This is a genomic window from Methylovulum sp. (assembly GCF_028687615.1).
In the GTDB taxonomy this organism is placed as follows: domain Bacteria; phylum Pseudomonadota; class Gammaproteobacteria; order Methylococcales; family Methylomonadaceae; genus Methylovulum.
Map to the genome: position 1 here is coordinate 36,658 of NZ_JAQTZU010000016.1, position 20,567 is coordinate 57,224.

Below are 20,567 nucleotides of genomic sequence, written 5' to 3' on the forward strand. Positions count from 1 at the left end.
CATTTTCTATTAATCACTGATGTTATGCAGCAACGTAGTTTGTATCCCATTTGCCGCGTCGAGCACTGCATTATTTGTTTTCAAATCGTAGAATATGTCTGCGTAACATCAGATTGTAAAAGCAAGGTTCAAATATGCCACCGCCACCGCCGGTGCACAATCGGCGGGATTTAGCAATGTCATTGCCGAATTACGGCAAAGCCCGGAAAAATCGAGATAAGGCATTGATTTTTCAAGTGCCAGTTGTTGTGCTAAAAAGCGGCCTATGCCGGCGCCGATAATGGGCTTGGTTTCAGCCCCCCCCTTCTGCCGTTCCAAATGGTCACAAGCTGAACGGATTTTTTGGACTTGCTGGCTTTTTAGGTTGTCCGCAAAAGCTTGCCAACGAGTCAGTTCCTGGGGATAAAAATCACAGCCTATCATCCGCGCCAAACGTCTAGCACTGGCCGCGATGGTTTTTTCCGCCCCGTCAGCGGTGTCACATTGGTCATGGGCTTCTGCCAATTCGCCCGTCACCCGATAGACATCCGCCATCGTCGCAAAATACTCCGCCATCACCCCGATTTCCTGGCCTTCATCCCACGCCGTTTGCGTGACCGCCATCACGGCAGTCCTGACTATGCCGGTGTACACCAATTCTTTGCTGATGAGACGCTGGTGATCGGTATAAGCTTGTGTTTGCACTCGACCGTTTTTCAGCACCAAAATATCGGTGGTGGTGCTACCGATGTCGATAAATAGGCCATCACCCACCATCTGCGCCGCAAATCCCGCACTTGCCAGCCAATTCGTAGAGGCAATATCTTGAAAATGTGCGGCAGTTATCTGATTGCTCGGCAATAGGCCATGCCGGCCTGCAAAAACCAGCATGTCGGCATCCGGCAATAATTCGCCCATCGTGGCGATGATTTGCCGGACGCCGTCATCCCTGCCGGCAAATAAATCCACCAGTTCGCCGGTCATGGTGATGGCGTGGCGGTAATCGCTCTTCGGCAAGCTTTGCATAATCGCCCCGACCGCCGAGTGCAAAGTCGCCAAGCCCTTCCATAAAGGGCAAGCATGTTGATAAATGGCGATGATTTCGCCGTTTGGGTTGATGGCGGCGGCTTTCAAATGCGCCCCGCCGATGTCCCAGCCTAAGTAATGTGTTGCCTGCATATCAATGGAGGTTTAGCGTGATGGCTTGATTAATTGTTGGTTTGATTACAGGCTGCCCATACAGCAGTTGCAGGGTCAGTTGGGCGATATTCAAACCCAGCGCGGCTTGTATCGCCGCGAACGACGTGGTCAAGCGGGGGTTAATTTCCAGCACCCGTATTTCTTCAGCGGTTTCGATCAGGTCTATGCCCACATAGCCCCATAATTCAGGGAATGCTTGGGCTATTTGTCCGGCAAGTTTTTGATAGTTTTCAGAAATCGGCTGGCTATTGACGATAATTTCCGTGAGTTGGTATTGCCGTTCGATAATTTTAAAGCCTTGCTTATTCACCGACACTATCCAGCATTCACCATTTTTGAACAAGCACGACAAGCTGGTTTTATCGCCATTTAGATGCGGTTGGATTATGAACTGTGCCGAGCGTATCGCATGATCAGCAAAATCTTCTGGATTCGTCAGGATAAAACTATCCCCACACCCTGCCCCATCAATGGGTTTGATGATCCATTCACCCGCCGTAAATTCGGCTTGGTCGGACAATTGCGTCAGTACGGTAGCGATATTGTTCTCAATAAGACGCTGATATGTAAAATATTTATTGCCAGTCAGCGCGACGGCACCGGCGGGCGGAGCCAATAAAACTTTAGCTTGCGCGGCAACAGCCAAGCAAAGATTTTGCAAAATACCGTCAAATTCGGGGGCGATGGGCCAGACGGCATCACATTCGGCAATCAAGCGGTTGAATACCTCATGGGGGTTTTGTTCCGGGGAAATAATGACGGTATCGAGATATTCCGTATCAAAATGGCTTGCCAAACGGCTATCGAGCATCACCGTCAATTCGATTGGCTCAAGTTCGGCAAAATTAGCCAACAACGCCTGCAACATCAACCGCCCTTCCTTAATTAAGCCCGTTGGCAATTCCTGACGGTTAAATCCGCCGCCCGTGATGTATTCAAAAATCAGTATCTTCATGCCACCCAATTCGTTCGCTATGCCATCTGTAGGCCATTATAATGGAATCCGATTTCCCACTGGCCTTTTGCCAACTGACTTTTTACACACCCACCTTTTCATGACGAACTTACCCACTGATTTAAGCGTATTTTTAACCACCTCTGTCGAACCGTTGCTGGCACTCATTCAAAATGCACGGCAGTTTTTTTTAGCGTGGTTGACGGCTAACCATCTGAATACGCTCATCACTCCCGCCGCCGCCAGTTTTTCATTGATTGCCGCCGCTGAAATTGGCGATAAAAGCCAACTGGTTTGTATGACGCTGGCTTCGCGGCATAAAGCCTTGCCTGTCGTGCTCGGCGCGATTGCGGCGTTTATGCTGCTGAACACATTGGCCGTGGTGTTTGGTGCGGCAATTGCCAATTGGCTGCCTGAATATCTGGTGGCCGCCACCGTGGCATTTTTATTCGCCGTGTTTGGAGTGCAAGCGTTACGCGTGCCAGACGATGACGACGACGAAGCCATTCAAGAAAAAAGCGGCCACGGTGTTTTCTTCACCACGTTTTTTTTGATTACCGTAGCCGAATTCGGCGATAAAACCCAACTTGCCGTCGTGGCCTTAAGCAGCACCAGCTTGCCGCTGGCGGTTTGGCTAGGCGCAACGCTGGCCTTGGCATTCACGTCGATAGTGGGGGTTTGGGCGGGCAATACATTATTGCAAAAAGTGCCGCTAGTGCTATTGCACCGGATCAGCGGCACTTTTTTTCTGGTTTTGTCTGGCTTTGCGGGCTACCGGGCTTATCTAAATTTTACAGGCTCTTAAGTTCCGCTGTTATTCGGTGAACACCCCAAACCCCATAATCCGCTGGTAACGGCTAGCCAGCAGATCATCTATAGGCTGTGTTTTCAATTCCGCCAGATGGCGCAACAAAGTTTCCTTGAGATTTTTGGCGGTGGTGACAAAATCCCGATGACCGCCGCCTAAAGGCTCGCGCACCACTTCATCCAAAAAACCCTGTTCACGGATACGGTCGGACGTGATGCCCATCGCTTCCGCCGCCAATTGCGATTTTTCCGCGCTTTTCCATAAGATTGACGCGCAACCTTCAGGCGAAATCACCGAATAGGTGCTGTATTCCAGCATAATCAAACGGTCGCCCACGCCTATCGCCAATGCGCCGCCGGAGCCGCCTTCGCCTATCACGGTACAAATCACTGGTGTTTTCAATTTCGACATTTCAAACAAGTTCCTGGCAATCGCCTCGCTTTGCCCGCGTTCTTCCGCGCCGATGCCGGGGTAGGCGCCAGGGGTGTCAATCAAGCAAATGATGGGCAATTGGAAGCGTTCCGCCATTTTCATCACGCGCAAGGCTTTGCGGTAACCTTCAGGGCGTGGCATACCAAAATTGCGGTAGATTTTTTCTTTGGTGTCGCGGCCTTTTTGATGGCCGATGATGACTATCGGCTGGTCATCAAGCCGCGCCAAACCGCAGACGATAGCGGGGTCATCGGAGTATGCACGATCACCGTGCAGTTCGTGGAAATCAGTCATCATCAGCCCGATATAATCCAGCGTGTACGGACGGCCTGGGTGTCTGGACAATTGGGAAATCTGCCAATCGGACAGTTCGGCAAAAATGGTTTCGGTCAATGAGCGGCTTCGATCTTCCAATTGCTTGATGGCATCGGAAATATTGATGTTGTTATCGAACTCGACATGGCGGAGTTCGGTGATTTTCGCTTCCAATTCAGCGATAGGTTGTTCGAAATCGAGAAATTTTAAATCCATGAAGATGCGCTATGACGAATTAAAGGTAAACCATAGATTTTATAGAAAATTGGCGATTTATTCTAAACATAAATTCTAATTCTTTGCCGGCCCTACAAACCACCCGCTAAGAAAGACTTTTCAGGTTTTTAAAACCTGACCCGTTAGAGCGCGAAGCGAAAGACCGACCTGTAAAAATCAAATCATCCGTGCATCGCCAACAAATTATAGTAAACTGCCAAGCTTTTAAAACCCGCGCCGATTTGTAACCCGCCATGTACACCATCACCAAAGAAGTTTATTTTTGCTACGGGCATCGCCTGATGAACCATGCGGGCAAATGCCGCCATTTGCACGGGCATAGCGTCAAGGCATCGATTGCCATCCAGCAAGAACAGCTTAACGACCAAGGCATGGTGTGTGATTTTGCCGACATCCGTGATTGCGTCGAAAAATACATCGACGAAAACCTGGATCATAATTTTTTGCTGCATAAAAACGACCCGATCATCCCGATGCTGACCGCCCAAAACGAACGCTTTATGGTCTTGGACGAACACCCCACCGCCGAAGTGCTAAGCAAAATGCTCTATCAATACATCAAACAAGCCGGTTTTAATGTCGCCCAAGTGACGCTATGGGAAACCGCCAGCGCCTACGCTTGCTACCGCGAAGATTAAGCCGCCATGAGCCTGCTAAACCCCATCAATACCTCGTTTTGCCTTGAGCAAATCTGCGAATCCAATTTTCAGAAATTGCTGCGGCTGATCCCTGATTTATCGGACGTTAAGGAAGCGGCGATAGGCTTGGCGGCTTTGCAAACGACGCTGTATCTGGAAGTGATAGAAGAAACGCCGTACACCAAAACCATCGAACTTAGCCATTGTTTCAACAACAACGCCAACGAAATCATGGCCCCGGCGGTGATTATCCGTGTGTATCTGGATGCGCGGCTGGCGGAAGTGTTAAGCGACCACGCCAGGGCGCGCGTAGCCAAGGTCTACCCCGATCCCCGTAAAAGCCGCGACATCATGAATTACAAATGGCGGCTGAATTACTTTTTGCAAAAATGGCTGGATCATTGCCTAAGCAAAAACTACCGCTTCACCGCCCAGCCTTTAAGCACGTCCCGACAACATCACCACAACCAAATCAGCCATATTTCTTGACGCACCGCCCTGCCCTAGCTTCGTCTTCACATCCGCCAGCTCCACCCGCATTTGCGTGGCATAATCGACATCAGTCAAAATCTTGCTGATTTCCGTCGCCAGATTCTCGGCATTGGCTTCGTGTTGGATGAATTCTTTGATGATGGGCTTGCCGGCGACAATGTTCGGCAAGCCGATGAACGGGGTTTTGACCAGCCAACGGCCTAGCCAATAGGTGATGGCGGCGAGTTTGTAGCAAATCAGCATCGGCACGCCCAGCAAGGCGATTTCCAGGGTTGCCGTGCCGGAGGTGGTCATGACCGCATCACAACATTGGATGACATCATAGGGTTGGTGTTTGATGACGGTCACGTTGACCGAAGATTGTGATAAGTGGCTGTTTAGCAAGGCATCTGAAATGGCGTCGGCTTGTGGCAGGATGAATTGCAGGCCAGGCACAAGTTTGTGCAATTGCTCGGCGGCTAGCAGCATGACAGGCAACAGGCGTTTGATTTCGTTGGCGCGGCTGCCTGGCAACAAGCCGACAATGGGCTTATCGTCTGTTAATCCAAAGGCCAGCAAATCCTCGGTTTTGCTGCGTTGCGGTTTGACCTTATCAACCGACGGATGCCCGACATAACGCACGGGCACGTTTTCGGCTTCGTAATACGCGGTTTCAAACGGGAAAATCACCGCCATCATGTCGATGACCTTGCCGTATTGCTTCACCCTCCCAGCCCGCCACGCCCACACTTGCGGGCTGACATAAAACAGGACTTTGATGCCCTGTTGTTTGGCAAACTTCGCCAGTTTGAAGTTGAATTCTTTGTAATCGACGCACACCAGCAAATCGGGCCGCTCGCTGGCGACGAGGTTCTGCATCAAGGCCAAGGCGCGACGGATTTCGCCATAATGTTTAATGACTTCCACTACGCCGATGACGGCGATATTTGCCGAGTCATAGCGTATGTCTATCCCCGCTTCCGCCATTTTCGAGCCGCCCATGCCAATGCCCTGAAGGCCGGGCAGTTGTTTTTTCAGCTCCAGAAACAGATTGGCTGCGTGTTGGTCGCCGGAAGATTCCCCGGCACTGAACATTACGGTTAAGGGTTTTGACATGGATGGCTTTTGTACGCTTAATGGTGGGCAACGCTTTTTTGCCCACCTTGTCATGGCAAAGGGTGGGCAGAAAAGCGTTGCCCACCCTACATTTTTGGGTTTACCCCAATTTTAAAGGCTATGTCACCGTTAATTGTGGAAGCCTTAAATGATGCGGCTTTGAGCGACAGCCGCAATCTGTATTAGATAAGGCTTTGCGCCGAAAATAAAAACGTTTCAACAAGTAACGGTGACATAGCCATTTTAAACCACTACCAATTTTAAACCACTAAGACGCTTTTAATCACATCAACAATTTCAGTGACTTCTTCGTCTTTTAAAAATGGGCAAATCGGCAGGGAGAAACAGTTGGCGGCGACGGACTCGGTCACAGGCAAGGACATGCCTTCGCACTCTTCCTTAAACGCCTGTTGCTGATGCAGCGGCACGGGGTAATACACCGCACAGCCAATTTGTTTGGCTTGCAGGGCTTGCATGATTTCGTCGCGGCGTTCGGATAACACCGTGTATTGATGGTAAACATGCACCCCCAAACCGTCTTCGAAGGGCGTGGTAAGCGGCAGCCCCGCCATCAGCTTGGAATAAAGGTGCGCGACGCGGCGGCGGCCTTCGTTATATTGCTCCAGGCGTTTGAGTTTCGCCCGCAAGATCACCGCCTGCATTTCATCCAAACGGCTGTTGTAGCCGATGATGTCGTGGTAATAACGGACATTGGAGCCGTGGTTACGCAATTGTTTCAGCGTAGCCGCCGTGCTATCAGAATTAGTGACGACCAGACCACCATCGCCAAATGCGCCTAGATTTTTGCTAGGGAAAAAGCTAAAACCCGCCGCATCACCGATAGCCCCCGTTTGTTTGCCGTTGACGCTGGCGCCAAAGGATTGGCAGCAATCTTCAATCAGTTTTAGGTCGTGTTCCTGACAAATTTCCACGATTTGCGCCATATCGGCAGGTTGCCCGAACAGATGCACGGGCATCACGGCTTTGGTGCGTGAGGTGATGGCTTTTAAGATCGCATCCGGTGCTATGTTGAAGGTGCGCGGGTCAATATCGACAAACACCGGCGTTGCGCCCACATATTTGATCGCTTCCGCCGTGGCGATAAAGGTAAACGCCGTGGTGATGACTTCATCGCCCTTCCCTATGCCTTCCGCCAACAAGGCCAAATGCAGCGCGTCCGTACCCGATGCTACGCCAATCGCGTGTTTAACACCCAAATAAGCGGCACATTCTTGCTCAAAAGCCTGTACGTTCGGCCCTAAGATGAACGAGCAGTTTTCTATCGTTTGCGCCAAGCCCTGTTCAACTTCGTCTTTAATTTCAGCGTATTGGGCTTTGAGGTTTACCATTGGTATCATGTTTTTTCCTTGTTTCCACGGTTTTGTGGTGTGTTATTAATTTGAAACTTGTAGGATGTACCCGCAGGGCATAAAGGCCGAGGTACGAAGCCAATCAAAACCAAATAGCTAATCATTGGAAATTAACTGAATTTGCGGTTGATAAAATTTAAAATTGGCATCCGCCGAAACAATTGCCATATTTTCGCTTAATGCCGTTGCCAGCAAGAGTCGGTCGAATGGGTCGCGGTGTTCGGGTACGAGTGGAATTTTGCTATAGGATTCAATATGGGTAGTCTGTAAGTCAAGCAAATTAAAGGCATCTTGCTTGATAAGGCTTGCCAACATCGCTATAGGCAAATCCAGTTCAGGAAGTTTGCCTAATTTTTGCTTGATGGCGATTTCAAACAGGCTTATCTGACTGATGACAATGGTATTATTCCGATTGCCTAATAATTTACGAATAGGGTGTTTCAATTTATGGCTATCAAGCTGATACCAAATAAGTATCTGGGTATCTATCAGATAATTCATTCCATATACTCTTTTAAATCATCTAACGGCTCATTGAAATCGTCAGGAATAGCATAGTTTTTTCCTTGCAAAACCCCTAATCGCAGTAGGCTACCAGGTTGGCGGTCAGGCAGAGTAGTTTCCACTTCTTCGAGAAAAGTGACTATCACTTTCATTTTTTTGCTTGTTGGTGGTGTTTCTTCAAAAATGATTTGACCGTTGTCAAAAATGCCATTGATTGCGGTATACATAAGGCCTCTGTTGTTTTTAAACACGTCGCCCACCACCGAACGTGGGAGCTATGACAATGAATTCCCATTCCGAATTAAGGGGGGTGTTAGCCATGAATCATGACAATAGCTTTTTTTGATGAAGCGTATTGTTTACCCAACGACCAAATTGGGCGGTAATATTTATTAATTAGTACTTTGGCATTATTGAATGAGTTAATTTTACTATCTATTATCAAGCTTTTTCTTGGCTACATCAGCGGTGAAGCCGATTTTTTCAATGACTTGTCGGTATTCCACCTGCTCACGATTAGCCGTGTCAGCGATGATGCCGTTATCGGTGTTCGCTTCTTTTATCAGGCATTCGTAATACGTTTTGACGAATTGTTGCCAAGTGTTGATAGCCGCGACACTTTTATTGAAGGTATCAACAGTGCTGTCATCGATGGTTGGAGGCGGGGGTTTTATGCCGCAACTGCGGGGGGTCCAACTCCCATTAACCAAGATGCCGGCATGGGCAAAGCCGGTAAATTGAAACAGCATGAGACTAATGGCAAAAACATAAGGTTTCATAAAAATCTCCCGTTGTAGAAAAAACCTTGCCATTCTACTGCAATCGTAAACTCATGCCAGGTTTGTTTAATGTCGTTTTTAAGTTCAGCAACCGGATATTTTTGTTTACTTTTGACAAGCGTGATGAGAAGAGGCAGTTTATCTTAGACAGTTGAAATAACAGTGTCATACAGCATAACTAATAACGTTGTATAACACGGCATCTCAGGAAAGACGCATTACCACAATGCAAAAAACTACCGGCGCGACGGCAATCAATATTACCTTGAAACCCGGTGTGGAAACCTATGGGAATCTGGCAAGACCTTGTGACAATCAAATAACACTTAAGCGTCCTGATGGTAACGGATGATCCGTTCCACTTCATTTTTGGAACCCAGAACCACTGGCACCCGCTGATGTATGCCAGTCGGTTTAATATCCAGTATCCGCTCACGTCCTGTAGAACATAAACCACCTGCTTGTTCAATGATGAACGCCATCGGGTTGGCTTCGTACATAATCCGTAATTTCGCCGGTTTGGCTGGATCACGGTTATCCAGGGGATAAAGAAACACCCCGCCCCGAGTCAGGATGCGGTAAACATCGGCGACAAACGAGGCCACCCAGCGCATGTTAAAGTCTTTTTCCCTAAGCCCTTCTTTTCCTTGTAAGCATTCATCGATATAGCGTTGCACGGGCGGTTCCCAAAACCGTTGGTTGGACATGTTGATGGCAAATTCACTGGTTTCCTCCGGGACGCGCATATTCGGATGTGTCAGTATAAATTCGCCAATATCCTGATCCAGGGTGAAGCCGTTGACCCCTTTGCCCGTAGTCAAAACCAGCATGGTTGACGGCCCATAAAGCACAAAGCCGGCACAGGCTTGTTCAGAACCCTTGGCCAGAAAATCATCCAGCGTCGGTTCTATGCCCTCACGGCAACGCAACACGGAAAAAATGGTGCCCACCGCCAAATTGACATCAATATTGGATGAACCATCGAGCGGGTCAAACAGCACCAGATATTTGCCTTTGGGATAGTTCGCCGGAATGGTGATCACATCATCCAGTTCTTCCGACGCCATGCCTGCCAGGTGTCCGGTCCAATTCAGTTGATTGACCATAATTTCATGAGTGATGATGTCCAGCTTTTTCTGGATTTCCCCCTGCACATTTTCCGACCCGGCGCTGCCCAGTACGCCTATCAATTGGCCTCTGTTGACTTTATTGGCGATTTGTTTGCAGGCGGTGATGATATTATTCAAAAGCAACGTAAACGTACCGGAAGCTTCCGGCAGTCCGCGTTGCTGTTCGATAATAAATCGGGTCAATGTCACTTTGTTGGTCATAAAATGCTCTGCTCTGTTGATAGTAAAATTTTGTTTAGGCTCATCTGCCTGGCGCACAAACAGCCGGATAGGATGCTTCTCTGCCAAGTTTTAAACAAGAAAAAGAACCAGCTTAGGTAACTTTGAATGTTAAAGAATATCAAAAACCGGGAATGTCAAAAACGGACGCTTAAAACGCTATGTTGAATTTTTGGAGCGATTTTGTAGTTATCACTTTGTTTTAATGTAACTATTGTAAATCTTGAAAGAAAGGATGGTGGCAGCCAGTATGAAAGTGACGATATTCGCAAAAATGATGGCATTATCAGCAATATAAACGCCATAAACCAGCCAACAAAACACGCCGCTAGTAAACAGGCTATACATGCCCATTGATAAGGAATCGGTGTCCCGGGTTTTAATGGTCAAAATGGCTTGCGGTAAAAACGAACTGGTGGTTAACACGGCGGCTACATAGCCGATGATCTCAGGCGTGATGTTCATAGATGGATGTTGGGGTTTGTTTTAACACAAAAATTGCGTTAAACGGGAAAATACCGCGTTGGTATTTAGTCTAGTGAGTCAATATCGACGTGTCAACACAGGCGTAACACAGAGAAATTGCTAGGCATCAGGATATATCGCTTTGATCCGGGTTCCCAACAAATAATCAAACCAAGGCCAAGTCACACACCAATTTCCGCTACAGCTTGGTTCAATGCAAAGATGATGGTCATAATGCCAACGCAGATGTTGTTTGGCCCAACCAGGATCAAGATGGGCCTTGCGATGTTTGTAATAATAAAGTGCCAAAGACATATAAAGGGCGCTGATAAACGAGGGGAGCAGGAAAAATAACGGCAGATGTAGCAACACAATACCTCCTAAAACCACCAGCTCCTTGCTTTGGGTGTTCCACGTCATCAGGCTGATGGTTTTATATCCTGGGTCAAGCATTCCCTGTCTGATGCAGACGGCATGATGTTCATGCAGGTGATATGCCCAAAAACCGTGGGCATTTTTTCCCAACCCATGCAGGATATATTTGTGCATCAGCCATTCACCTGCATTGGCATACAACAATCCCAACAAGAAATAGCTGACCATTAACAACGGCTTAAATGCCCAGCCAGTTTTGCGGTTTTAAATATTGTTCATACAACACCGCTTCCGCACTGCCTGGTTCCGGCTGCCAATTATACCGCCAGTGGGCAACTGGGGGCAGGGACATTAAAATGGATTCGGTGCGTCCGTTTGATTGCAGGCCAAACAAAGTGCCACGGTCATAAACCAGGTTAAATTCCACATAACGCCCACGGCGGTAAAGCTGGAATTCCCTCTCCCTCTCACCATAAGGCGTATCCTTACGTTTTTGCACAATCGGCAAATACGCTTCAATATAATGATTGCCGACGCTCTGCATGAACGCGAAGCATTTTTCAAATTCCCATTCATTAAGATCATCAAAAAACAAACCGCCAACCCCACGGGTTTCATTGCGGTGGGTCAAAAAGAAATACTCGTCGCACCATTTTTTATAAGTGCTGTAAACGTCATCACCAAACGGCTGGCAAGCTTTCTGGGCCGTCTGATGCCAAAAAATCACATCGTCATGGAACGGATAAAACGGGGTCAAATCAAATCCGCCGCCAAACCACCAGATAGTTGGCCCACCTTCTTTTTCGGCGATCAAAAACCGGACATTGGCGTGTGAAGTCGGCACATAAGGGTTTCTCGGATGGATCACTAAAGACACGCCCATCGCATGAAATTGGCGGTTTGCCAGTTCTGGACGTTTGGCAGTTGCCGAAGGCGGTAAATGGATGCCTGAAACCGAAGAAAAATTCACCCCGCCCTGCTCAAGCACAGTGCCGTTAGCCAAAACGCGCGTCCTGCCACCACCTCCTTCGGCACGTTCCCATACATCTTCAATGAATCGGGTTTCGGGTTCCACACTTTCGAGTGCTGAACAAATTCTGTCCTGCAAATCAAGCAAATAGGTTTTTATAGTGGCTATATCATCAGTTTTCATAGGTCGGCCTGCGATAGTTGTTTTACTGGTTATTTAAATAAGGGTGAATCGTATCAGTTTTTATGAAAAATAAACAAAAATCCCCTACTTTTTTAAGGTTATAAAATATTTTAACAATACCGTCATTGTAATTGGATAGCATCTATCCGGTCATATCGTTTTTTTAAGAACCACATCCCTATTGACTAAGTGCTAATTGACTAAGTGCTAAAAAATATGCTTTTAAGATATAATCAAATCTACTCTTTTTGGCAGCTAACAGTTGCTGACAATCCATTTGCTATCTTTACCCACACAAAGGAAATATGACCGTGCAAACCATACTCACAGACTTAAATGGCACTTGCGAAAATATCCAAGCTTCCGCCCTTATATCAACCGATGGCTTAGTCATTGCCGAAGCCTTACCGCAAAATATGGACGAAGATACTTTGGGGGCTATCAGTGCCGCTTTGCATTCTGTAGGGACGCGCGGTATCGAAGAACTAGCGGATGGTGTCTTGGAATACATATTAGTCAAAAGTTCTGAGAATTATATTTTAATGACCCATGTCGGCAAAGAGGTCATATTGACTGTCATATTAAAATCCCAAGCTGAGCTTGACTTTGTGATGTCGAATATCAGGTACGCCATAGAAAAAATAATGGCCCATATTTGATTTTATGTCAAAACAGCCAGGTAATTAGGGGGCATTAAATTTTACCCAGGCTGCTTTCTGATGCCCATTACGGATAATAATATGTAATCTATTGTTTTTTAATGGAATAAATATTTAGCAATGGCTCTAAAAAACATGGAGATTGGCATAGTTTACCGCTTAATAAACTTTTATTGGGTGCTCCGCTCCAGTGCTTCGTGGCAGTTTTACTGCCCACCTTTTCATCCTGGCCGCTACAGGCGTCTCCTACGCAAACGCCCTTGGTGGCTTCCATCGAATTTCTCAAACTTCCGGGCAACCACAAAAGTTTTTCGGATATATTCAGCGGTGATGCCTGCAATATCATCCCCCCTTGCGGACAGTGCCTCCATGCCCACCACCCCCTAAATTTAGAAAACGCAATTTTTAAACGGCGTTTTTATGGGATAATCAGACTTTTTCATTTCCGATTGTGAACAGCCATGATTTATCCCACTATTGAATCCTTTGTCGGCAATACGCCATTGGTCCGGCTGCAACGTTTGCCTGGCGAAACCAGCAACACCATCCTCGCCAAATTGGAAGGCAATAACCCGGCCGGTTCGGTCAAAGACCGCCCGGCCCTGAGCATGATCAATCACGCCGAAGCCAGGGGCGACATCAAACCGGGTGACCGGCTCATCGAAGCGACCAGCGGCAACACCGGCATCGCATTGGCGATGGCGGCGGCGATTAAAGGCTATAAAATGACCTTGATTATGCCGGACAATATGAGCGAGGAACGCCGGGCGTCGATGAAAGCCTACGGTGCCGACATTATCCTGACCCCTGCTGCCGGCAGCATGGAAGCGGCGATTGATTTGGCGCGGAGCATGGAAGCCGCCGGCGAAGGTAAAATCCTCGACCAGTTTGCCAATCCCGACAATCCCCTTGCCCATTATGAAGGTACCGGCCCTGAAATCTGGCGGGACACGCACGGGCAAATCACCCATTTTGTCAGCTCTATGGGAACCACCGGAACCATTATGGGGACGTCCCGCTTTCTAAAAGAGCAAAACCCCAATATCCAAATTGTCGGCGTACAACCGGAAGGCAAATCCAAAATCCCTGGCATCCGCCGTTGGCCCCAAGCATATCTCCCTAAAATTTATCAAGCCGATAGGGTTGACCGCATTATTGATGTCGACCAAGACGTTGCCGAACAAACCACCCGCGCCCTTGCGGCAAGGGAAGGCATTTTTGGCGGCATTTCTTCGGGTGGTGCCGTTTCAGCGGCTTTGCGTTTATCAGCCGAAGTCGAAAATGCCGTGATCGTGGTCATTATTTGTGACCGTGGCGACCGCTATTTATCGACGGGGGTTTTTCCGGGCTAGAACTTTAACTCCATTCTCATTGGAAATTTTAGTTTTCTACATAAATTTGGCTTATCCCCCATTCCTAAAAATACCAACACAGCATGGCCCGAACTCGAACCAGAACCCGCAAATTGCCCGAAAATCCAGTCACCGTCACTATCGAATCCCTGACCCACGATGGCCGTGGCGTCGCCCATGTCGATGGTAAAGTTGTTTTTATTGACGAAGCCCTGCCGGGTGAAGCAGTTGAATTTATTTACACCGACAGCCGTAAAGATTATGCCGAAGGCAAGGTCATCAAGCTATTGAGCCGCGCCGAAGACAGGGTGGATGCACAATGCCCGCATTACGGCGTGTGCGGCGGTTGCAGTTTCCAGCATGTCGAATCATCGGCACAAATCCGCATCAAGCAAGGTTTGTTGACCGAACAATTCAAACGCATAGGCAAAGTGGATATCCCGGAACTTTGGGAGCCATTGCAAGGCCCGCATTGGGGTTATCGCCGCAAAGCGCGGATGGGCGTCAAATATGTCGCCAAGAAAAACCGGGTGCTGGTGGGATTTCGGGAAAAACGCCATCAATATCTGGCAGAAATTGACAACTGCATCGTCATGCACCCGTTGGTCGGCACAAAGCTTGTGGCTCTGGGCGAAATGATAGAAAGTTTGACCATCCGCGAGAAAATCCCGCAAATCGAAGTGGCTATTGGTGATGACGATTGTGTTTTAGCCATCCGTGTCCTGGAACCGCCTTCGCCTGAAGACATTGAAAAAATGCGTGTGTTTGCCCATGAAAACGCCATTAGCCTGTGCCTGCAAAGCAAAGGCCCGGATACTATTGTCCCGCTACCCGGCGAACCCGAAATCATACCGACTTATCGTCTGCCCGATCAAAACATCGAATTTGCATTTCGCCCGGCGATGTTTACGCAAGTCAATTACGAAATTAACCGGCAAATGATCAACCGTGTGCTGGACATCCTGGATTTGAACGCCGATGATAAAGTGCTGGATTTGTTTTGTGGGCTCGGTAATTTTACCCTGCCGATGGCAAGCAAAGCGGGGCATGTCGTGGGTATTGAAGGCGACCAGCCCTTGGTCAACCATGCCAAGGCCAATGCCTTGCACAACCACATCGAAAATGTCGAGTTTTACGCCGCCGACTTGAGCAAAGAGTTGGGCGACCAAGCTTGGGCGCGACAACAATATAACAAAATCCTGCTCGATCCTTCCAGGGCGGGCGCATCTGAAGTCTTGCCGCATTTAAAAAACTGGCAGCCGGAACGGATTGTTTATGTCTCCTGTAATCCATCCACCCTAGCCCGCGATGCCGGAATTTTGGTCAATGAACTAGGCTACCAGTTGGTGAAAGCAGGCGTGATGGATATGTTCCCCCAGACTGGACATGTTGAATCCATTGCCTTGTTTTGTAAGCATTGAAAGGAAGTTTACTGGCGTTGTAAGTTATTTGTCACAGTGCGTTGGTATGATTTTTTTTGTTGGATGGATTTCTACAAAAATAAAGTGAATGTTTCACATAAATCATGTAAATTTCTACATTAAGAAATAAGTTAGATTGGCTGGCATCTACAAAAAAACAAGCAAATAAACAGACCTGTTTAGATTGTTTTAGTCGTGTTGCAACAAAATCTGCAAGCTCTCCCAACAAATAAAAAACTTTTTTCATAAATCCAAACATAGCGTGGCTTTGATTTTGCTACAAAACTAGGCCATCACTTAACTCTTATTCAAACCGTTATCTTTTGTAAATCAAACAATCTTATGGCTGCAAATTTCCAAAACTATATTCTGCAAACTGGCACGGCTTTGCACCAAACTGATGAAACATTTGCATTTGCCCTAGCGGATTGGGATGGCGATAGCCGCCCAGATTTATTCATTGTTAAAAAAAGCAACACCGGCACGGGCGGTACAGAAGTCAGCATCTTGTCCGGGGCATCCAGTTTCCAGAATTTTTTGCTCCAAACGGGCACTGCGTTGCACCAAACCGACCATATTTTTGATTTTGCCGTGGTGGATTGGAATAACGACGGCTGGCCTGATTTGTTCATTATAAAAAAAAGCAATACCGGGACTGGCAGCACGGAAGTCAGCATCTTGTCCGGTGCAAGCAATTTTCAGGACTATCTGTTACAAACTGGCACACCTTTGCATCAGACCGATGAATCGTTTGCTTTTGCACTGGCTGACTGGACGGGCGATGGCAAGCCTGATTTGTTCATCATCAAAAAAAGCAACACCGGCACGGACAGTACGGAAATCAGCATCTTATCGGGAGCTTCTAGTTTTCAAGAATATCTGTTACAAACCGGCACTGTATTGCATCAAACTGACCATAGCTTTGATTTTGCCGTGGCGGATTGGAATAATGATGGCTGGCCTGATTTGGTCATCATCAAAAAAAACAATACCGATACCCAAAGTACAGAAGTCAGTGTTTTGTCCGGGGCGATGAACTTCCAGCAATATCTGCTTCAAACTGGCACCCCCCAACATGAAACCGACCATAACTTTACCTTTACCGTAACCGACTGGAATAAGCAAGATGGCTGCGATTTGGCCATTGTCAAAAAAGGCCAAACCGGCACGGGCAGTACGGAAATCAGCATCTTGCGCTAGGATCACCAAAAACATAACAACCGCTGGTGATACGGTATTCGTTTTAAGCAGATCTGACGAGCATCGCCGAAATACACAAAAACGAGAGCGACATGGGCAACCTGATTATTTTTATACGCCGTTACGTTTTCGGGTCTTTCGTGTATTTCGTGGACAACTGCTTAACATCTGAAGTGTTGGTAGTCTGTATAATCGTAAATTTTTACCCAAAATAGGCGCAATGCCTTACGATAATGCCCACCCATACAGCAAACCCGCCGACATGACCTGTTCCCAGCCAATACCCCCCGCTTCGTTTATTGACATTTCCATTCCTAGCCAAGAACTTGCCATTATGGAAGGCCAGCGTATCTTGCAAACCTATCCCGTCTCCACCGCCAAGAAAGGTGCCGGCGAACAAAAAGGGAGTTATTGCACCCCTAGGGGCTGGCATCAAATCCGCGCCAAAATCGGTGCAGGGCATCCCCTGAATGCGGTATTTGTTGGCAGACGCGCCACAGGGGAAATCTACAATGACTTTCTCAAACAACAATGCCCCGAACGCGATTGGATACTCACGCGCATACTTTGGCTAGGTGGTCTGGAGCCGGGCCACAACCGTTATGGCAATGTTGACAGCGCTTGGCGCTACATCTACATACATGGCACACCCGATGAATTGATGCGTGGATCACCCGAATCCCACGGCTGCATCCGCATGAAAAACGCCGATATTGCACAGTTGTTTGATCGTGTCGCGGTGGGCATGAAAGTTTTTATTCATGGATAATTTGATTAACATTCGTTGGTTTATCCAGGCCGCCAACTTAATTGTCCGGTATTGATGCGCATCGTTCTTGGCATAGAATACAACGGCAGCGCTTATTGCGGCTGGCAGGCGCAAGCCCATGCCCCCAGCGTGCAGCGGGTATTGGAACAGGCGTTAAGCAAGATCGCCAACCATCCGGTGACGGTCTCGTGCGCCGGACGGACGGACTCCGGCGTACACGCGCTGGAGCAAGTCGTGCATTTTGACACCGATGCTCAGCGGCCTTGGGCTGCGTGGCTACTGGGTGGCAATAGCCAGTTGCCGGACGCTGTCAGGATACTTTGGGTAAAACCAGCAATAGGCGATTTCCATGCCCGTTACAGCGCGATTGCCCGTTTTTACCGTTACATCATCTGCAACCGCCCGGTCAAATCGGCTTTGCTGCACCAACAAACCACTTGGTGTTACGAATCTTTGGATGCGGAAAAAATGCACCAAGCCGCACAGTCTCTGCTTGGGGAACACGATTTCACCTCCTTCCGCGCCCAAAGCTGCGAGTCGAAAAGCCCGAACCGGCTGATGTATTTTGTTGATGTTTACCGTGACGGCGATAAAGTCATTATGGATATTTCCGCGAACGCGTTTTTACACCACATGGTCAGGAATATTGCCGGGGTGTTGATGGAAATAGGTTCAGGCAAGCAAGCAACAGACTGGGCACAATTTCTGTTGGACGCGAAAGACCGCAAACTGGCCGCCAGAACCGCACCACCTGAAGGTTTGTATTTGGGCGGGGTTTATTATCCAGAGCACTTTGGCCTGGTAAAAAATCCGGTATTCGATAAATTGCCCGGCGATGCCAAACGCTTTGACTAGCTTCCCCACCTTATCCCACCCGTGTTGCAATTCCCGCAATATCAGGTAGATTGTGCCTTTTACTTATCTGACGTTACGCAGTAACGTGTTTTTGTTCCCATTTGCCGCGCCGAGCACCGCAGGTTTTGTCGGGAACAGCCCGAAGGGGCGCGGCAAGGATGCCGCGCGTCAGCAGGTACCCGCAGGGCATAAAAGGGCAGGAAGCCCTCTCTGCCGACCCCCGGCAAAACCGAGGAGCGCAAGGATGAAGCGGTAACGGGCCGCCTTTTCTTTGGCTACTTTCTTTTCGGCTGCATGGATGCAGGAGGTAGAGCAACGCAGGAGCAGTTGCCGAGGCGGAGCAAAAGAAAGTAGCTCGCTGTCGGGTGCGAGAACCCGATTAAAAAAACTGTCGCGACAGCGACGCTTCATTATTTATTTTCAAACCGCAGAAAATGTCTGCATAACATCAGTTACTTATTTCAAAAACAGTTATGTATAACTTTTTATCTTTCCAAATCCACGGTGGTGCAGATCATGGCAACGGCTTGCTGGATAGCCTGGTCGGCCTGTTGGCTTTTGTCGAAGGCCTCGCCACGCAAAGCCCTGGGGGCCTGTTCAACACGATAATGCCAGGATTGTCGGCGATGGCGAATATCCATCCGCTATTGGTGCATTTTCCCATTGCCTTTTTGCTGGCTTTTTTTGTGCTGGATGTTGTGGCTGCTTTGGCAAAAAAATCGGCGTGGCGGACAGTTGCCAGTTGGTTTTTATATTTGGGCACCGTTGCCGCCGCCTTCACCGTACTGGCGGGATTTATCGCCGCCGAATCCGTCCCGCATGGCGGCAATGTCCATGAGATAATGGAACGCCATGAGCACTTCGGCATTTCGGTGTTATCTTTGGCAACGCTATTGTCGCTATGGCGGTTGAAAGCGGGCGAATCATTACGGGGAATTGCCAACGGCATGTTTCTGACCATTTCTGCGTTATTGTGCCTGCTGTTAAGTTTGGGTGCCGATTTGGGCGGATTGATGGTTTATCAATACGGTGTTGCCGTGCAAGCGGTGCCGGTTGTTGAAAATGGCGTGGGTCATGAACATGGGCACGAGGCGCACGGGCATGCACATGAATGAGATTTGTCCACGAAAGGCACGAAAGGGTACTGGGTATTTATTTGGCGTCGGGGTGGGACGGGGTCGCCTCGGCACACCGCTACGCTGCTCTGTCCATAGACCACCACTCTTGTGGTGGCATCCATGCAGCAAGGCGTAAAGTGCCTACTGTTGGAACAAACCCGCTCCGGCTTGCGTTACAAAGCGAAAAAAGCTAGGGGGACTATTTCAAGTTGCCGCTTATTTTTGCTCACGAAGGCGTTAGTGGTTTTTCTTGTGCCCCAGAGGGTATTCGTGCTTTTCGCTTCGCGCTCTACGGGTCGTGGACAATGCGTAACATCAGTTCTTAATTTAACAGCCCTTAACTCTTTTAATCCCATCATTTTTCTAAATTCCCATATCACTTTATGCGAACTCGCGTTAAAATTTGCGGTTTTACCCGTGTCGAGGATGCCGTTGCCGCCGCCCGTTTGGGTGTTGATGCGCTAGGTTTGGTGTTTTACCCGCCCAGCCCGCGCCATATCGACATTGCCCAAGCTGTCAACATCGTCAACGCCCTACCCGCCTTCACCACCGTGGTCGCTTTGTTTGTCGATGCCGGGGAAGTGCAGATACGCGAGGTGCTGGCGCAAGTGCCGATTGATTGCTTGCAGTTCCACGGTGAGGAAACGCCGGAGCAATGCCGAATGTATGGCAAACGTTATATCAAAGCCATCCGTATGCAGGACGGCGTGGATGTCCACCAACTGGCGGCGGCTTACCACGATGCCGACGGATTGTTGCTGGACGCCTACCACCCTAACGCCCAAGGCGGCACGGGTAGCCAGTTTGATTGGGGGCTGATTCCCCAAACTTGCGCGTTGCCGATTATTCTGGCGGGCGGTTTGGATGCCGCCAACGCCAAAGCCGCCGTGCAAACGGTCAGGCCCTATGCGCTGGATGTCAGCAGCGGCGTGGAGACCGGCAAAGGCATCAAAGACACGCAAAAAATGTGTGCGTTTATAAAGAAAGTTACTGAAGGGGGGCAATTAATATACCCAATCAATAAGTTATTAATTGTTTCATAAGTGC

Annotated in this window: 23 protein-coding genes; 11 read left to right on the forward strand and 12 right to left on the reverse strand. The window is 48.5% G+C overall.

Translation table 11 applies throughout. The features are described from left to right. Window positions 1-108: 108 nt before the first annotated feature. Both PHH59_RS11080 and PHH59_RS11085 read right to left on the reverse strand, forming a co-directional pair. Window positions 109-1,158, reverse strand: a complete 1,050-nt coding sequence (locus tag PHH59_RS11080; RefSeq protein WP_300015712.1) for a hydantoinase/oxoprolinase family protein — start codon at window positions 1,156-1,158, stop codon at window positions 109-111. Window position 1,159: 1 nt separating this feature from the next. Then, complete coding sequence (locus PHH59_RS11085) at window positions 1,160-2,134, reverse strand: ATP-grasp domain-containing protein (protein ID WP_300015715.1); 975 nt, start codon at window positions 2,132-2,134, stop codon at window positions 1,160-1,162. A 100-nt stretch (window positions 2,135-2,234) separates the two neighbouring features. Between PHH59_RS11085 and PHH59_RS11090 the strand changes: the two genes are divergently transcribed. Beyond that, on the forward strand, window positions 2,235-2,939 hold the full coding sequence (locus PHH59_RS11090; protein WP_300015718.1) for a TMEM165/GDT1 family protein: 705 nt from the start codon (window positions 2,235-2,237) through the stop codon (window positions 2,937-2,939). Window positions 2,940-2,948: 9 nt separating this feature from the next. Here PHH59_RS11090 and accA read toward each other — a convergent pair whose 3' ends face one another. Continuing rightward, window positions 2,949-3,905: an acetyl-CoA carboxylase carboxyl transferase subunit alpha gene (gene accA, locus PHH59_RS11095; RefSeq protein WP_300015721.1), complete on the reverse strand. Its 957-nt coding sequence runs from the start codon at window positions 3,903-3,905 to the stop codon at window positions 2,949-2,951. 254 nt (window positions 3,906-4,159) lie between these two features. On the opposite strand from accA, the gene PHH59_RS11100 reads away from it, so the two are divergent. Together PHH59_RS11100 and PHH59_RS11105 are read left to right on the forward strand one after the other, a co-directional pair. Next, complete coding sequence (locus PHH59_RS11100) at window positions 4,160-4,564, forward strand: 6-carboxytetrahydropterin synthase (protein WP_300015724.1); 405 nt, start codon at window positions 4,160-4,162, stop codon at window positions 4,562-4,564. A 6-nt stretch (window positions 4,565-4,570) separates the two neighbouring features. After that, window positions 4,571-5,053, forward strand: a complete 483-nt coding sequence (locus PHH59_RS11105; protein ID WP_300015727.1) for a DUF1249 domain-containing protein — start codon at window positions 4,571-4,573, stop codon at window positions 5,051-5,053. Here the strand turns inward: PHH59_RS11105 and lpxB are convergent. The 9 genes from lpxB to hemF all read right to left on the reverse strand — a co-directional run bounded on the left by lpxB (window position 5,003) and on the right by hemF (window position 12,146). Beyond that, complete coding sequence (gene lpxB / locus PHH59_RS11110; protein ID WP_300015730.1) at window positions 5,003-6,151, reverse strand: lipid-A-disaccharide synthase; 1,149 nt, start codon at window positions 6,149-6,151, stop codon at window positions 5,003-5,005. The two genes, PHH59_RS11105 and lpxB, sit on opposite strands and share 51 nt — an antisense overlap. A gap of 260 nt (window positions 6,152-6,411) precedes the next feature. Next, window positions 6,412-7,509, reverse strand: a complete 1,098-nt coding sequence (locus tag PHH59_RS11115) for a DegT/DnrJ/EryC1/StrS family aminotransferase (protein WP_300015733.1) — start codon at window positions 7,507-7,509, stop codon at window positions 6,412-6,414. 108 nt (window positions 7,510-7,617) lie between these two features. Then, on the reverse strand, window positions 7,618-8,022 hold the full coding sequence (locus tag PHH59_RS11120) for a type II toxin-antitoxin system VapC family toxin (RefSeq protein ID WP_300015736.1): 405 nt from the start codon (window positions 8,020-8,022) through the stop codon (window positions 7,618-7,620). Next, window positions 8,019-8,252, reverse strand: a complete 234-nt coding sequence (locus PHH59_RS11125) for a hypothetical protein (RefSeq protein ID WP_300015739.1) — start codon at window positions 8,250-8,252, stop codon at window positions 8,019-8,021. Before PHH59_RS11125 ends, PHH59_RS11120 begins: the two co-directional genes overlap by 4 nt. Before the next feature lie 204 nt (window positions 8,253-8,456). Next, complete coding sequence (locus tag PHH59_RS11130) at window positions 8,457-8,804, reverse strand: hypothetical protein (protein WP_300015742.1); 348 nt, start codon at window positions 8,802-8,804, stop codon at window positions 8,457-8,459. Window positions 8,805-9,130: 326 nt separating this feature from the next. Next, window positions 9,131-10,135: a class 1 fructose-bisphosphatase gene (locus PHH59_RS11135; RefSeq protein ID WP_300015745.1), complete on the reverse strand. Its 1,005-nt coding sequence runs from the start codon at window positions 10,133-10,135 to the stop codon at window positions 9,131-9,133. 210 nt (window positions 10,136-10,345) lie between these two features. Further along, entirely contained in the window at window positions 10,346-10,618 is a 273-nt protein-coding gene (locus tag PHH59_RS11140) for a SemiSWEET transporter (protein WP_300015748.1), read from the reverse strand. A gap of 120 nt (window positions 10,619-10,738) precedes the next feature. Next, the gene (locus PHH59_RS11145; RefSeq protein ID WP_300015751.1) at window positions 10,739-11,221 is read right to left on the reverse strand and encodes a hypothetical protein; all 483 of its coding nucleotides are present in this window, start codon (window positions 11,219-11,221) and stop codon (window positions 10,739-10,741) included. A gap of 10 nt (window positions 11,222-11,231) precedes the next feature. After that, window positions 11,232-12,146: an oxygen-dependent coproporphyrinogen oxidase gene (gene hemF / locus PHH59_RS11150; protein WP_300015753.1), complete on the reverse strand. Its 915-nt coding sequence runs from the start codon at window positions 12,144-12,146 to the stop codon at window positions 11,232-11,234. 311 nt (window positions 12,147-12,457) lie between these two features. Between hemF and PHH59_RS11155 the strand changes: the two genes are divergently transcribed. The 8 genes from PHH59_RS11155 (at window position 12,458) to PHH59_RS11190 (ending at window position 20,563) form a co-directional block, all read left to right on the forward strand. Further along, a complete protein-coding gene (locus PHH59_RS11155) occupies window positions 12,458-12,805 on the forward strand; it encodes a roadblock/LC7 domain-containing protein (protein WP_300015756.1) in 348 nt (115 codons plus the stop codon). A 461-nt stretch (window positions 12,806-13,266) separates the two neighbouring features. Beyond that, on the forward strand, window positions 13,267-14,157 hold the full coding sequence (gene cysM, locus PHH59_RS11160) for a cysteine synthase CysM (protein ID WP_300015759.1): 891 nt from the start codon (window positions 13,267-13,269) through the stop codon (window positions 14,155-14,157). A gap of 83 nt (window positions 14,158-14,240) precedes the next feature. Next, the gene (gene rlmD, locus PHH59_RS11165; RefSeq protein WP_300015762.1) at window positions 14,241-15,578 is read left to right on the forward strand and encodes a 23S rRNA (uracil(1939)-C(5))-methyltransferase RlmD; all 1,338 of its coding nucleotides are present in this window, start codon (window positions 14,241-14,243) and stop codon (window positions 15,576-15,578) included. A 342-nt stretch (window positions 15,579-15,920) separates the two neighbouring features. Further along, window positions 15,921-16,778, forward strand: coding sequence for a VCBS repeat-containing protein (locus tag PHH59_RS11170; protein WP_300015765.1), 858 nt, complete (start codon window positions 15,921-15,923; stop codon window positions 16,776-16,778). A 262-nt stretch (window positions 16,779-17,040) separates the two neighbouring features. Continuing rightward, window positions 17,041-17,547, forward strand: a complete 507-nt coding sequence (locus PHH59_RS11175) for a L,D-transpeptidase (RefSeq protein WP_300015858.1) — start codon at window positions 17,041-17,043, stop codon at window positions 17,545-17,547. A gap of 54 nt (window positions 17,548-17,601) precedes the next feature. Next, on the forward strand, window positions 17,602-18,402 hold the full coding sequence (truA, locus tag PHH59_RS11180) for a tRNA pseudouridine(38-40) synthase TruA (RefSeq protein ID WP_300015768.1): 801 nt from the start codon (window positions 17,602-17,604) through the stop codon (window positions 18,400-18,402). 473 nt (window positions 18,403-18,875) lie between these two features. Further along, window positions 18,876-19,517 carry a DUF2231 domain-containing protein gene (locus tag PHH59_RS11185; RefSeq protein WP_300015771.1) on the forward strand — a complete coding sequence of 214 codons (642 nt, stop codon included), beginning with the start codon at window positions 18,876-18,878 and terminating at the stop codon, window positions 19,515-19,517. A gap of 386 nt (window positions 19,518-19,903) precedes the next feature. Beyond that, window positions 19,904-20,563 carry a phosphoribosylanthranilate isomerase gene (locus tag PHH59_RS11190; protein WP_300015773.1) on the forward strand — a complete coding sequence of 220 codons (660 nt, stop codon included), beginning with the start codon at window positions 19,904-19,906 and terminating at the stop codon, window positions 20,561-20,563. Window positions 20,564-20,567 lie beyond the last annotated feature (4 nt).

What these genes read in the sequence shown, in the direction of transcription:
- PHH59_RS11185 (WP_300015771.1), top strand. Translation starts at nt 18,876, where the DNA reads ATGTATAACTTTTTATCTTTCCAAATCCACGGTGGTGCAGATCATGGC.
- PHH59_RS11080 (WP_300015712.1), bottom strand. Translation starts at nt 1,158, where the DNA reads ATGCAGGCAACACATTACTTAGGCTGGGACATCGGCGGGGCGCATTTG.
- cysM (WP_300015759.1), top strand. Translation starts at nt 13,267, where the DNA reads ATGATTTATCCCACTATTGAATCCTTTGTCGGCAATACGCCATTGGTC.
- PHH59_RS11105 (WP_300015727.1), top strand. Translation starts at nt 4,571, where the DNA reads ATGAGCCTGCTAAACCCCATCAATACCTCGTTTTGCCTTGAGCAAATC.
- PHH59_RS11120 (WP_300015736.1), bottom strand. Translation starts at nt 8,022, where the DNA reads ATGAATTATCTGATAGATACCCAGATACTTATTTGGTATCAGCTTGAT.
- PHH59_RS11135 (WP_300015745.1), bottom strand. Translation starts at nt 10,135, where the DNA reads ATGACCAACAAAGTGACATTGACCCGATTTATTATCGAACAGCAACGC.
- PHH59_RS11145 (WP_300015751.1), bottom strand. Translation starts at nt 11,221, where the DNA reads ATGGTCAGCTATTTCTTGTTGGGATTGTTGTATGCCAATGCAGGTGAA.
- rlmD (WP_300015762.1), top strand. Translation starts at nt 14,241, where the DNA reads ATGGCCCGAACTCGAACCAGAACCCGCAAATTGCCCGAAAATCCAGTC.
- PHH59_RS11130 (WP_300015742.1), bottom strand. Translation starts at nt 8,804, where the DNA reads ATGAAACCTTATGTTTTTGCCATTAGTCTCATGCTGTTTCAATTTACC.
- PHH59_RS11170 (WP_300015765.1), top strand. Translation starts at nt 15,921, where the DNA reads ATGGCTGCAAATTTCCAAAACTATATTCTGCAAACTGGCACGGCTTTG.
- PHH59_RS11115 (WP_300015733.1), bottom strand. Translation starts at nt 7,509, where the DNA reads ATGATACCAATGGTAAACCTCAAAGCCCAATACGCTGAAATTAAAGAC.
- PHH59_RS11190 (WP_300015773.1), top strand. Translation starts at nt 19,904, where the DNA reads ATGCGAACTCGCGTTAAAATTTGCGGTTTTACCCGTGTCGAGGATGCC.
- PHH59_RS11085 (WP_300015715.1), bottom strand. Translation starts at nt 2,134, where the DNA reads ATGAAGATACTGATTTTTGAATACATCACGGGCGGCGGATTTAACCGT.
- PHH59_RS11090 (WP_300015718.1), top strand. Translation starts at nt 2,235, where the DNA reads ATGACGAACTTACCCACTGATTTAAGCGTATTTTTAACCACCTCTGTC.
- PHH59_RS11140 (WP_300015748.1), bottom strand. Translation starts at nt 10,618, where the DNA reads ATGAACATCACGCCTGAGATCATCGGCTATGTAGCCGCCGTGTTAACC.
- truA (WP_300015768.1), top strand. Translation starts at nt 17,602, where the DNA reads ATGCGCATCGTTCTTGGCATAGAATACAACGGCAGCGCTTATTGCGGC.
- PHH59_RS11100 (WP_300015724.1), top strand. Translation starts at nt 4,160, where the DNA reads ATGTACACCATCACCAAAGAAGTTTATTTTTGCTACGGGCATCGCCTG.
- accA (WP_300015721.1), bottom strand. Translation starts at nt 3,905, where the DNA reads ATGGATTTAAAATTTCTCGATTTCGAACAACCTATCGCTGAATTGGAA.
- PHH59_RS11125 (WP_300015739.1), bottom strand. Translation starts at nt 8,252, where the DNA reads ATGTATACCGCAATCAATGGCATTTTTGACAACGGTCAAATCATTTTT.
- hemF (WP_300015753.1), bottom strand. Translation starts at nt 12,146, where the DNA reads ATGAAAACTGATGATATAGCCACTATAAAAACCTATTTGCTTGATTTG.
- lpxB (WP_300015730.1), bottom strand. Translation starts at nt 6,151, where the DNA reads ATGTCAAAACCCTTAACCGTAATGTTCAGTGCCGGGGAATCTTCCGGC.
- PHH59_RS11175 (WP_300015858.1), top strand. Translation starts at nt 17,041, where the DNA reads ATGACCTGTTCCCAGCCAATACCCCCCGCTTCGTTTATTGACATTTCC.